Source organism: Rouxiella sp. S1S-2 (genome assembly GCF_009208105.1).
Classification (GTDB): Bacteria; Pseudomonadota; Gammaproteobacteria; order Enterobacterales; family Enterobacteriaceae; genus Rouxiella.
On record NZ_WFKL01000001.1, the window covers coordinates 3,181,159 to 3,193,919 of the forward strand.

Annotated in this window: 10 protein-coding genes; 7 read left to right on the plus strand and 3 right to left on the minus strand. The window is 52.7% G+C overall.

Translation table 11 applies throughout. From position 1 onward, the window contains the following. Positions 1 to 18 precede the first annotated feature (18 nt). Positions 19 to 273 (plus strand): biofilm development regulator YmgB/AriR family protein, encoded by a 255-nt coding sequence (locus GA565_RS14725; protein ID WP_152199082.1) that lies wholly within the window; start codon positions 19 to 21, stop codon positions 271 to 273. 78 nt (positions 274 to 351) lie between these two features. Here the strand turns inward: GA565_RS14725 and GA565_RS14730 are convergent, their stop codons facing one another. Beyond that, positions 352 to 1,296, minus strand: a complete 945-nt coding sequence (locus GA565_RS14730; protein WP_152199083.1) for an aminoimidazole riboside kinase — start codon at positions 1,294 to 1,296, stop codon at positions 352 to 354. 240 nt (positions 1,297 to 1,536) lie between these two features. Between GA565_RS14730 and GA565_RS14735 the strand changes: the two genes are divergently transcribed. The 4 genes from GA565_RS14735 (at position 1,537) to GA565_RS14750 (ending at position 7,029) form a co-directional block, all read left to right on the plus strand. After that, entirely contained in the window at positions 1,537 to 3,117 is a 1,581-nt protein-coding gene (locus GA565_RS14735) for a carbohydrate porin (RefSeq protein ID WP_152199084.1), read from the plus strand. Positions 3,118 to 3,196: 79 nt separating this feature from the next. Continuing rightward, complete coding sequence (locus GA565_RS14740; protein ID WP_152199085.1) at positions 3,197 to 4,567, plus strand: sucrose-specific PTS transporter subunit IIBC; 1,371 nt, start codon at positions 3,197 to 3,199, stop codon at positions 4,565 to 4,567. Next, positions 4,567 to 5,976, plus strand: coding sequence for a sucrose-6-phosphate hydrolase (locus GA565_RS14745; protein WP_152199086.1), 1,410 nt, complete (start codon positions 4,567 to 4,569; stop codon positions 5,974 to 5,976). Before GA565_RS14740 ends, GA565_RS14745 begins: the two co-directional genes overlap by 1 nt. A gap of 30 nt (positions 5,977 to 6,006) precedes the next feature. Continuing rightward, positions 6,007 to 7,029, plus strand: coding sequence for a substrate-binding domain-containing protein (locus tag GA565_RS14750; RefSeq protein ID WP_152199087.1), 1,023 nt, complete (start codon positions 6,007 to 6,009; stop codon positions 7,027 to 7,029). A gap of 58 nt (positions 7,030 to 7,087) precedes the next feature. Here GA565_RS14750 and mqo read toward each other — a convergent pair whose 3' ends face one another. After that, positions 7,088 to 8,743 (minus strand): malate dehydrogenase (quinone), encoded by a 1,656-nt coding sequence (gene mqo, locus GA565_RS14755; RefSeq protein WP_152199088.1) that lies wholly within the window; start codon positions 8,741 to 8,743, stop codon positions 7,088 to 7,090. A 246-nt stretch (positions 8,744 to 8,989) separates the two neighbouring features. Here mqo and GA565_RS14760 point away from each other — a divergent pair, with 246 nt between their 5' ends. After that, on the plus strand, positions 8,990 to 10,624 hold the full coding sequence (locus tag GA565_RS14760) for a sensor histidine kinase (protein WP_193311916.1): 1,635 nt from the start codon (positions 8,990 to 8,992) through the stop codon (positions 10,622 to 10,624). After that, entirely contained in the window at positions 10,621 to 11,340 is a 720-nt protein-coding gene (dcuR, locus tag GA565_RS14765) for a two-component system response regulator DcuR (protein ID WP_152199089.1), read from the plus strand. Before GA565_RS14760 ends, dcuR begins: the two co-directional genes overlap by 4 nt. An 89-nt stretch (positions 11,341 to 11,429) precedes the next feature. Here the strand turns inward: dcuR and GA565_RS14770 are convergent, their stop codons facing one another. After that, entirely contained in the window at positions 11,430 to 12,524 is a 1,095-nt protein-coding gene (locus tag GA565_RS14770) for a YncE family protein (RefSeq protein ID WP_152199090.1), read from the minus strand. Between the last annotated feature and the right edge of the window lie 237 nt (positions 12,525 to 12,761).

Sequence of the window (12,761 nt, forward strand, 5' to 3'; positions counted from 1 at the left end):
CTTAAGAGGACACGGTACATGCAGCAACTATCTGAAGAGAATGAAATTTTCGAGCATTTCGCAAGCGCAGGCGATCTGTACGCCAGCGAAACAGAAGTTCTGGGTGCTGTGATAAGAAAAATTACTGCGCAGCAAGGTTTCATCACCAAAAAAGCCATTATTTTGAGCCTGCTTGCTAAAATGGAAGCCACGGTCGACGTGGTGGAGCAGGACATCTTGCGTAAAACGCTTGAGTTGGTGGTGGGCATTACCCCAGACGATCCGGACGTATAGGCGTTTAATTCCGCTCTGAAATAAAAACACCGCCCAACAGAGGCGGTTTTTTATGGCCTTCTCTTTGATTCTTAAGCGTTACCCGGCTTCAACACTCAAAAAAGCCTTAAGCTGCGCGCGCTTCGGCAGCGCCGTCATCGCACCTTTTGCGGTGGTTGCCAGTGCACCACAGGCTATTGCCTGAGCCAACGTTGCCGACCACTGCTGCTCTGAAGCATCGAGTCCGCTTTGCGCCAATCCCGCCAACAGGCCCGCCACGAAAGCATCCCCCGCACCGGTGGTGTCAACAACCTTGATAGTCGGTGCCGGATAATGCTCTATCAATGACTTCCGCTGTGCATAAACCATGACGCCCGCTTTGCCCTGCGTCACCAGCAGTAACTTAGGCCGATAACGCTGTACCATGATATCGACAGCCGCTGCAGTCTGCGGCTCTGCGGTTAAAAAGCTCAGCTCATCCTCCGAGACTTTAACCACGTCGGCCAGCAACAGCGCCTGATGCAGGCACTCACGCAGATCCGTTTCGCTGGCCCATAAGTCCAGGCGAATATTGGGGTCGAAGCAAACAATACCCCCTGCCGCGCGCATCCGCTGCATGGCTAATATAGCCGCCGAGCGGGAAGGTTCTGCAGACAGCGATATCGAGCAAAGATGCAGGAGCTGCCCCTTTTCGAAGGTCGGAATATCGCCAGACTGCAGAAACAGGTCGGCACTTGGACGCACCATGAAGGTGAAAGAACGTTCGCCGTCGTCAGTGTTTTCGACAACTACGGTAGAGGTGCGGTGTAAGGCATCTTTAAGCATATAAGTCACGTCTACACCTTCATCAAGCAGGGTATTGTGCAAAAATTTACCGAAGGGATCGTCCCCTACTCGCCCTATAAATGCGCTATCGCCACCCAAACGACGGACGCCGACCGCCACGTTGGCCGGTGCGCCGCCTGGGCACTTTAGAAAACTGTCATCACCCTGAGTGATTAAATCTACCACCGCATCTCCCAACACCCACACTCGATTTTTCATCTTCATTCCCTGCGTGTTATGACTTTATGACCAAAGAGAAAACCGGTTTAGCTTATCAGGCGCAACTGAATTATTACATCAGTGATTGGATTTGCCAGCAAGATCACAATTTCGCTCTTTGCCTGCCTAACATGATTGCAAAGCGACGAGGCCAATGTTTATTGTGTGCAGGAAAACCAGTTTAGCATTTTAGCTAATGTGGTTTTACCATAATAACTAAACCTCTTACGAGTGATTAAAATGATGATCAAACCTCGCTACCTCGCTGTTGCTATTGGTCTTATTCTTTCCAACGCCGCCGTGGGTGCAGAATCTTCCACCAGTGCCATTGAAGCTCGCCTTAACGCGATGGAAAAACGTCTCCAGTTGGCAGAAAACCGCGCCGCCAAGGCCGAAGCGCGCGCCAGCGAAGCCGAAAAACAGGTGAAGCAGCTCGAAACACGCACCGCCAACAATGAAGTGCAAACACGTGAAGTTGCCAAAACGGCCGAGAAAACTCAGCAGCAAACCGCCCGAGTGGCCCAGCGTACCGAAACGCTGGCCAACAACGAAAAGAGCACAACTCACGGCGACGATGGCTTTACATTCAGTGGTTATGCACGCTCGGGCATCATCATGAACGACTCAGGCTCCTCGACGGAGAGCGGCCCTTACGTCACACCTGCCGGCCAGACCGGTGGCGCAGTTGGCCGCCTCGGCAATGAAAACAACACGTACGTCGAAGTGAATCTGGAGCATCGTCAAACCATGGCCAGCGGCGCGACGTCGCGCTACAAGGTGATGTTGGCCGACGGCCAGCGCAGCTATAACGACTGGACCGGCGCCACCAGTGAGCTCAACGTTCGTCAGGCGTTTGTGGAGCTAGGCTCGCTCCCTACCTTCACCGGCGCGTTTAAGGACACCACGCTGTGGGCCGGTAAGCGTTTCGACCGCGACAACTTCGATATTCACTGGCTCGACTCTGACATCATCTTTCTCTCCGGCACCGGCGGCGGTATTTATGACGTGAAATGGGGCGATAACCTGAAAAGTAACTTCTCACTTTACGGGCGAAACTTTGACGACCTTAAAGACGATAACAACAACGATACGCGCATTGAGAACTACATTGTTACCGCCAATAACTTCGCTGGCCCGATTCAGTGGATGATCAGTGGACTGCGCGGCAAGAACAATCAGCAGCGTGAAAATGACGGAATACAGGGCAGCAGCAATGCCGCAGAAACGGGCTTCCATACCCTGTTGGCCTACCACGGTGACAGCTTCTATGGCCTGCGTGAAGGAACGTCTAAAACGGCGCTGTTGTACGGTCACGGCTTAGGGGCAGAAGTGAAGGCTCTTGGTTCCGACGGCCGTCTGACCGCCGATGCCAATACGCTGCGTCTGGCGACTTACGGCATCACACCTTTGAGCAAAGACTGGAGCATTGCACCGGCAATATTGGCGCAGCAAAGCAAGGATCGCTACATTTCAGGGGATGATTACAAATGGGTCACGATTAACGCGCGTCTGATTCAGAAAATAACTGACAACTTCGAGCTGGCTTATGAGGGCAGTTATCAGTATATGAATCTCGACCCTCGAGGCTACAACAGCTACAACAAAGTCAGCGGAGGTTTCTACAAACTGACCTTTGCTCCAACCTTTAAAGTTGGCGATATCAGCGACATGTTGAGCCGACCAGAAATTCGCTTCTTCGCCAGCTATATGGACTGGAGCAAAGAGCTCGACAACTATTCTTCCAGCGATTCGTTCGGCACCGACGGTTTTACCGCAGGCGGACAGTGGAATTTCGGCATTCAAATGGAAACCTGGTTCTAAATAAAGACACCGGTCTGATGAACAAAGATGCGCCTGGCCTGACCGGGCGCCGATTGGCAAGGGTAATTTAAGGGATACTATGAATATCAACGCAATTGCAAACCAACTGCTTCCCCTGTTGGGAGGGAAAGAAAATATTGCCAGCGCGGCACACTGCGCAACGCGGCTGAGACTCGTGCTGATTGACGACAGCATTGTCGATAAAAAGGCCATTGAAAAAGTGGAAGGCGTGAAAGGTTGTTTCAGCAACGCTGGGCAGATTCAGGTCATTTTTGGCACGGGTCTGGTCAATAAAGTCCATGCAGAGTTTATCAAAGCGGCGGGCATCAGTGAATCCAGCAAGTCAGAGGCCGCCAACATTGCGGCGCAGAAACTGAACCCTTTTCAGCGCATTGCGCGCGTGCTGTCGAATATTTTCGTGCCAATCATCCCGGCAATTGTGGCATCCGGCCTGTTGATGGGCCTGCTGGGCATGGTCAAAACCTATGGCTGGGCCAGCCCTGACAGTGCGATTTTTATCATGCTCGACATGTTTAGCTCGGCGGCGTTTATCATTCTGCCGATCCTGATTGGCTTTACTGCCGCTCGCGAGTTTGGCGGTAACCCATTCCTCGGCGCTACGCTCGGCGGCATACTGACTCACCCTGCCCTGACCAATGCCTGGGGCGTGGCGAGCGGTTTCCATACCATGAACTTCTTTGGTCTCGAGATTGCGATGATAGGCTATCAGGGCACCGTGTTTCCGGTGTTGCTGGCAGTGTGGTTTATGAGCTTTATCGAAAAGCGTCTGCGTAAAGTGATCCCCGACGCGCTGGACTTGATCCTCACGCCGTTCCTGACCGTAATTATTTCCGGCTTTATCGCGTTTCTGGTTATTGGCCCTGCCGGTCGCGCATTGGGTGACGGCATCTCTTTCATACTCAGCACGCTGATTACTCACGCAGGCTGGATGGCCGGACTTATTTTTGGCGGGCTGTATTCCGTTATCGTTATTACCGGTATTCATCACAGCTTCCATGCCATTGAGGCCGGACTGCTGGGCAATCCCAATATCGGGGTGAATTTCCTGCTGCCCATCTGGTCGATGGCTAACATTGCCCAAGGCGGCGCGTGTCTGGCGGTGTATTTTAAAACCCGCGATGCGAAAATTAAGGCTATCGCCGTCCCTTCGGCCTTCTCGGCGATGCTGGGTATCACCGAGGCGGCCATTTTTGGTATCAATCTGCGGTTTATGAAACCGTTCCTCGCCGCGCTGGCCGGTGGCGCACTCGGCGGTGCGTGGGTAGTGGCGATGCACGTCAATATGACCGCCGTAGGCCTGACGGCTATCCCGGGTCTGGCGATTGTGCAAGCCAGCTCGATGCTCAGTTACGTTATCGGCCTGCTCATCGCCTTCGGTAGCGCCTTTGTGCTGTCTTTGTTGCTGAAATACAAAACGGAGAGTGAATAATGTCAGAAGCACATTTACTCAAACAGGCCCTGCGCAGCGTGGTGTCGGGGCAGGCTAAAGCCAACGCCTGCGCCTATCGCCCTGGATGGCACCTGGCACCGCCGGTCGGCTTACTTAATGACCCGAATGGTTTCGTGCAGCACAACGGGCGTTATCATCTGTTCTATCAATGGAACCCGCTGGCCTGCGCGCACGGTGCCAAATTTTGGGGGCACTGGAGCTCACTGGACCTCGTCAACTGGCGGCATGAGCCACTGGCGTTGGCCCCGTCAGAAGAGTTTGAATCACACGGCTGCTACTCGGGATCGGCGGTGGTAGATAAGCAGCATCTTACCCTTATTTACACTGGCAACGTGAAATATGCCAACGGCAGCCGCACCGCCTTCCAATGTTTGGCGCGTGAAAACGCCGACGGTGAATTTGACAAAATAGGGCCAGTACTCGACCTGCCGCAGGGCTACACGGGTCACGTACGTGACCCTAAAGTGTGGCAATACGACGGGCACTGGTTCATGGTGCTCGGCGCGCAAAACCTCGACCTGCAAGGCAAAATCCTGCTGCTGCGATCCTCCGATTTACTGACCTGGCATTCTCTTGGCGAAATTGCCGGTTCCGGACTTAACGGGCTGGGTGAATTTGGCTACATGTGGGAATGTCCGGACTTGTTTAGGCTGGCGGAGAGCGATGTGCTGATTTGCTGTCCGCAGGGACTAACCGCCGAGCCGCATCGTTATCTAAACACCTTCCAGTCTGGCTATTTTGTGGGTGAACTTGACTATCAACGCGGTGAATTCCCGCACGGCGACTTTAACGAGCTGGATCTGGGCTTCGAATTTTATGCGCCACAAACTACCTTGAGCGAAGACGGTCGTCGTTTAATGATTGGCTGGATGGGCATTCCTGACGGCGATGAATTCTATCAGCCTACCGTCGAACAGGGTTGGATCCATACTATGACCTGCGTGCGTGAACTGACACTGCAGGCGGGTAAAATAGTGCAGCGCCCTGCCCGTGAGCTGCAGCAGCTTCGTGGAGAAAAACAGACGTGGAGTGGCACCGCACAACAGGCCCCGCGCTGGGGCATTACCCAGGCTGAGGTCGAGATAGAAACTGAGCATCCGTTTAGTGCGCAATTTGGCGAGGCGCTCACGCTGATCTGGGACGGAGAATGCCTGACACTGTCCCGCATAAACCGCCGGACGAATCAGCCCGAAACGCGGTTCTGGCACGGCGTACTGCAACAGCTCACGCTGCTGTGCGACAGCTCAAGCGTTGAAATTTTCATTAATCAGGGTGAGGCGGTGATGTCCTCACGCTATTTTCCAACCTTACCCGCCCGTTTAACGCTGACAGGAAGTAAGCAGATTGCGCTGAGCTACTGGCCGTTGGCGAATTGCATGATAGAATAACCCTCTTGTCCGATAATAAAACGTGGCGCAGTGAAAAAGACAAAACGTATCACCATCAGTGGCATAGCCGAGCTTGCCGGTGTGTCAAAATCGACGGCCAGCCAGGTACTTAACGGCCACAGCAAAAAGTTTCGCATCTCCGATGCCACCCGAGATCGCGTGCTTGCTGTGGCGGCCGAACAACACTATCAGCCCAGCATTCATGCGCGTTCACTTAACGTCACGCGCAGCTTTACGCTCGGGCTGGTAGTACCTGAAATGACCAACTATGGCTTTGCGGCCTACTCCAACGAGCTAGAAACGCTGTGCCGCGAGAAAGGCATGCAGCTGTTGATTGCCTGCACAGATGAAAATACCAGCCAGGAAACGCTGGGCGTCAATAATCTGATCCAGCGCCAGGTCGACGGCCTGATTGTTGCGTCCAGCATGCTCAATGATGCGGAATACGTAAAAATCAGCCAACAGCTGCCGGTGGTGTTGTTTGACCGTCATATGCAAAATAGCGAGCTGCCGCTGGTGGTGTGCGAGGCGATTGAATCCTCTGCCGAGCTGGTTGCCCGCGTGGCAAAACACCATCAGGACGAGTTTTACTTCATTGGCGGGCAGCCGCGTATCTCCCCCACCCGCGACCGACTGGCCGGCTTTCAACGGGGGCTTGAGCGCGCTGGCGTGAGCTGCAAACCTGAGTGGATAGTTTATGGCAATTATCATCCAAGCTCCGGTTATGAGATGTTTGCTAATCTCTGCGCGCGTCTTGGGCGACCACCGAAGGCGCTGTATGTCGCCTCCTGCGGTCTGATGGAGGGCGTATTACGTTACATGAGCCAGCATAAGTTGCTCACCAGCGACATTCACCTTTGCGGCTTCGATGACCACTTTCTCTATGATTCGCTGTCGGTAAAAATTGACACCGTGGCGCAGGACTGCCGGGAACTGGCAATACACTGTTTTGAAATGGTCATCGACCTTATCGATGAAAAACAGCCAGAAAGCATGCATCGTTATCTTTTGCCGACGTTGCATTGGCGCCATGAGCAATCCCTTGAAGCATAAAAAAAGCGCCGAAGATTCGGCGCTTTTTTGCGACTGACTGATTGACGACGCTACTGACTTACAGCGCCATATCGCTCTTGGCAGGCGCGGGAGTGGTCGCTGGCTGTGCATCATTCGCTGCATCGGCCGCTTTCTGAGTCATCTGAATAACCGGAGGTTTCACCAGCTGCAGCGTGGCCGCAGTTTCATCCCATACGCGCTGAGTCAGCGCAGGGTCGTCATTCAGTTTTTGACCAAAGCTCGGCACGATAGCGCGAATTTTGCTCTGCCATTCCGCTGATTTAAACTCTTCTGGGAACAGCTTCTCCATCACGCTAAGCGCAATCGGTGCTGCCGTTGAAGCGCCTGGAGATGCGCCCAACAGGGCGGCAACGGTTTTCTGCTGATCGGTCACGATTTCGGTACCCAGCTTCAGAACACCGCCTTTATCCGCATCTTTCTTGATGATTTGCACACGCTGACCGGCCTGGATAAGTTTCCAGTCTTCTTTCTTGGCATCAGGATAGTACTCTTTCAGCGAAGCGAAGCGATCGTCGTCACTCAACATCACCTGACCAATCAAGTACTTAACCAAGTCAAAATTGTCCAGACCTACGTGGGTCATTGGCATCACGTTGCGGGTAGTGGTGGTGCTCAGCAGGTCAAACAGTGAACCGTTTTTCAGGAACTTGGTCGAGAAGGTGGCGAATGGCCCGAACAGCACCACGCGCTTGCCGTCCAGGTAGCGGGCATCCAGATGCGGTACTGACATCGGAGGTGCGCCCACTGAAGCCTGTCCGTACACTTTTTCTTGATGACGGTTGGCAATTTCCGGGTTTTCAGTCACCAGGAACGATCCCCCCACCGGGAAGCCCGCGTAGTTGTCACCTTCAGGAATACCGGTTTTTTGCAGCAGTTTCAGTGCACCGCCGCCTGCGCCAATAAACACATACTTGGCATCAATCTCACGTTCTGTGCCGCTCTTCACGTCTTTGACCGTCACGTGCCATGAGTTATCGGCGTTACGTTTGAAGTCGGTAACTTCTGAAGAGGTTTCGAGTTTGAAGTTGCTGTTTTTCTTGAGGCTGCCGATCAGCTGACGGGTGATTTCACCGTAGTTGACGTCAGTGCCTACCGGCGTCCAGGTCGCGGCAACTTTCTGCTGCGGGTCGCGCCCTTCCATAATCAGCGGTGCCCATTTCTGGATCTGGCTATGATCGGTAGAGAATTTCATGCCCTGGAACAGCACGGTTTTTTGCAGTGCTTCATAGCGCTTGTTCAGATACTCGACGTTTTTATCGCCCCAAACGAAGCTCATGTGCGGTGTAGAATTGATAAACGAATGCGGATCGTTCAACACGCCGTCTTTAACCTGCGAGGTCCAGAACTGACGCGAGATCATGAAAGCTTCGTTGATCTCCAGCGCTTTGCTGACGTCAATGGTGCCGTCCGGACGCTCAGGCGTATAGTTCAGCTCCATGTTGGCGGAGTGGCCAGTACCGGCATTGTTCCAACCATTGGAGGACTCAAGCGCAACGCCGTCGAGTTTCTCAACCATGAGCTGTTTCCAGCTTGGCTGCAATTCTTCCAGCCAGGTTCCTAACGAGGCACTCATGATGCCGCCGCCGATGAGCAGCACGTCTGTTTTCTCTGGTGAGGTTTCAGCGTGAACCGCTGAACACACTAACAGTGCTGAAAGAGAGAGCGTGGGAAGCAGTTTTTTCGCTTTGTTCATTCCGAGTCTACACTTTGTTATTGATGGTCGTTAAAAAAGTGCGTGGAATTTAAGATATTGTTACCGATAAGTTAAAGTTTTTTTAGTTTATTAACTAATGATATTGGTTTTATGTTTTTTTAGTTACAAAAGAGTCAGCGCTCTTTGTCCCCTCCTCGCCGCTAAAGTTGCGCGTTATACTGCGCCCAAAGCCCGGGTGATGTTTCACAACACGCCAGCACCCTAACCCACTCGATTTGAACAGTTATGATGAGCCAACCACAGCAGCGAAATCCAGTGCAAAAGCGCCCGATCAAACTCAGTACTCTGATGACCCTCATGGTCGGTGCAGTTATCACCACCGTGCTCCTGAGTGTGCATCTTTTGTATAATGCACAGATAGATAACTTCACCCGCATGCATATGCAGGATAAGGCGATGGCCGTGGCGCGCACGCTGGCATCCTCTCCTGAGATTCAGCGCGGGCTCACACTGCCGAGCGAAAACAACCTCATCCAACCGATTGCCAACGCGGTGCGAAATCGCGATGGCCTGCTGTTCATCGTGGTGATTAATATGGACGGCATCCGTTACTCTCACCCCAATCTGCAAAATATCGGCAAGCATTTTGTCGGTGATGACTTTATTCCCGCGCTGAAGGGCCACGAAAACGTCTCAGTTAATCACGGCGTACTGGTCGAGGCGCTGCGAGCATTCACGCCGGTGTACAATGACGCAAACCAGCAAATTGGCGTGGTGGCGGTGGGGATTTCGCTTGATGACGTCGCCCAGCAAATCACTCAAAGTCGCTGGAATATCTTTTGGACTGTGCTGTTCGGTGCGGTGGTCGGCCTGCTGGGTATTCTGATTCTGGTCCGGCGATTAAAGCATATTCTTTTCGGACTTGAACCGTATGAAATTTCCACCCTGTTTGAGCAGCGCCAGGCCATTCTCGAGTCAATCAAAGAAGGCGTCATTGCCGTTGACCAGCACTCCCGCGTCACGCTTATAAACCAGGCCGCGCGCCAACTGCTACGTGAAACCTCCAGCGAGGCGCCGCTCACCGGCGATGCCATCCCCGAGTCGTCTATCATGCTTAGCCATTTACACGAGGCTTTGCATCACGGCAAAGCCTGGCATGATGAAAAACTCAACGTGCGTGGTCGTACGCTTATCAGCAATACGGTGCCGGTGCGCAGCGGACAACAGATTATCGGCGCGGTGTGCACCTTTAGAGACAAAACCGAAATCAGCCAGCTCGGTGAGCGCCTCGACGGCATGGTAAACTATGTTGATGCCCTGACTGAGCGCTCCCATGAGTTTATGAACAAGCTGCACGTCATTTTGGGTCTACTGCACATGAAAAATTATACTCAGTTGGAGGCGTTTATTCTTCAAACCGCCAACAATTACCAGACTGAAATCGGCCTGCTGATGCAGAAGATCAAGTCACCGGTGATTGCCGGATTCCTGTTGAGTAAAATTAATCGGGCATCGGACAGCGGACATCAGTTAACGCTTAACGATGCCAGTCTGCTGCCGGACAACGGCAGCGACGAACAGGTCGCAGTACTCATTACCGTGCTGGGAAATCTGATTGAGAATGCGCTTGAAGCACTCGAGCATCAATCGGAGGGTGAAATTGACGTCATGCTGCATTACCAAAACGGCTGGCTGGCCTGCGAGGTCAGCGACGACGGCCCAGGTATTTCAGCAGAACAACTCGCGGCGATTTTTGACAAAGGCGTATCCTCTAAGGGCAGCGATCGCGGTGTGGGACTGTTCCTGGTTCAACAGCAAACAGAAAGTCTCGGCGGCAGCGTAAGCGTAGAGTCGGAGCCGGGGGTGTATACTCAGTTCTTGATACAGCTTCCGTGGGGAAGAGGAAATACACATCAATGATCAATGTATTAGTAGTAGATGATGACGCGATGGTGGCGGAGTTAAATCGTTGCTACGTTGAGCAGGTCGCAGGATTTCGCTGCTGCGGCACGGCATCTACCCTGCAGCAGGCAAAAGACAAACTCGCGCACGGCCATCCGGCAGTGGATTTAATCCTGCTCGACATCTATATGCAGCAGGAAAACGGCTTGAATTTACTGCCAGAACTGCGCAGCGCAGCGCGTTCAATCGACGTGATTATTATTTCGTCGGCGGCCGACGCGGCAACGATTAAAAGTTCGCTCGACTACGGTGTGGTCGACTACCTGATAAAACCGTTCCAATTTTCGCGTTTTGAAGAGGCATTAAAAGGTTGGCGGCACAAAAAACGCCTGATGGACAACCAGCCATTTTATCAGCAAGCGGACGTTGACCTGCTGATCCACGGTAACGCCCTGACGGCCGACGAGCAAACGCGGTTACCAAAAGGTTTGACCCAGCAGACGTTGCGCACGCTGTGTCAGTGGATCGACAAACATCCGGAAAGCGAATTCTCTACCGATGAGCTGGCGACCGATGTCAGTATTTCGCGTGTTTCCTGCCGAAAATACCTCATTTGGCTGGCACAGATGAACATCCTTTTTACCAGTATTCACTACGGCACTACCGGCAGACCGGTGTATCGCTATCGCCTACAGCCCGAATTTCACCCCCTGCTGCTGCAGTATTGCCAATAATAATTCCCGCCTCGCCAATAAAAAAGACCCGTTACACCGTAACGGGCCTGCTCAATCAACTTTGTCATTAGGGATCAAAACAGTGTGCGTTATTTCAACGCAATGCGCGCGATGCCGTCCCGGCCTTTGGTCGAGCTGTCTTTGTTAAAGTCTTGCTTGAGGGTCACAAACAGCGTCTGCCCGTCTTGTGAAACCAACAGGCTGTTGGGACGCGTGTCGAACGCCCAGCTGTTTTTCACTGCATAGGTGGTGGCATCCAGCTGCAGCACTTTCTTCGACTCGCGCTGGCTGAGGTAAATCTCGTTGCGTTTGGCATTGAATTTAATACCCAGCGCGTCGCCCTCAATGCGCTTGATAACCTTGCCCGTGCGCTCATCAAAGACCAGTGTCGCTTTGCCTTTAGAGTCGTCAGTCACAAACAGGCGGCCGGTTTGCGGGTCTTCTGCCAGATTAAGGAACAGGTAGGATTTGCCGTCGTTGGCCGTCCAGCGCTTCTCGATTTTATGGCTGTGCGGATTGATGACTAACACTTCGCCGCCGCCGTTGGCCGCATAAATACGGTCGGTAACCGGTGAATAAATAATGCCCGTTACCCATTTCCCAGCATTCGGAATGCGCTTTTTCAATTTCAGCGTCTTGGCATCAACCACCCAAATCACGCCAGAATCCGCGACACCGCCGACGTAAAGCGCCCCGGCATGCCAGTAAATTTCACGCGCCGGGACGGGATCACCGTCTTTGGCTTTTTCATTGAAGTTCATGCGTTGCATTACTTTGCCGCTCTTGGCGTCAATTTTCGAAATGCCGCCGTCCAGCGTATTGGTGGTGTAAATCAGGCTGCTGTCGGGATTTTCGGCCAGTGCGAAGTTTTTCAAATCAGTGTGTGTTTCACCTTTGGTGGCCAGCGTTGTAGGATCAAGACGATAAATAATACCGCCGTTTACATCCTTGAATGACTGGGCGCTAGCGACATACAGAGTATTGCCTTCGGCGGAATAAGCCATCTCATACAACCCGTCCCCCAATATGCGCTGCGAAATCTGTGCATCAACCGGTTTTGCCGCAGCCGGTGCAACCACCGGCGTAGCCGCCTGTTTTGCCGGTGCCTGGCAGGCAGAAAGGCTGAAAGCGGCAACAACCGCCAGTGCGACTGCGGCCTTACGCGGACTGAACAAAGATTTCATTCTCAACTCCATAAGTGGATTTACGGCTTCCTTTTCACCCTAGCGGCAGAAGAAAGCTGATAAAAAGAATGAGAATCATACGCATTACAATAATTTTAGTAAACGTCTTATCGTGCCCAAATGCGGGCCTACCCTGCCGTTAATCCTGCAATATCCTTATTAATAACAGGTTGTTACATTTTAGACGTAAACTTACTCAGAAATTTTAAAGCAAATCATTATCATTTCCATTCTCAA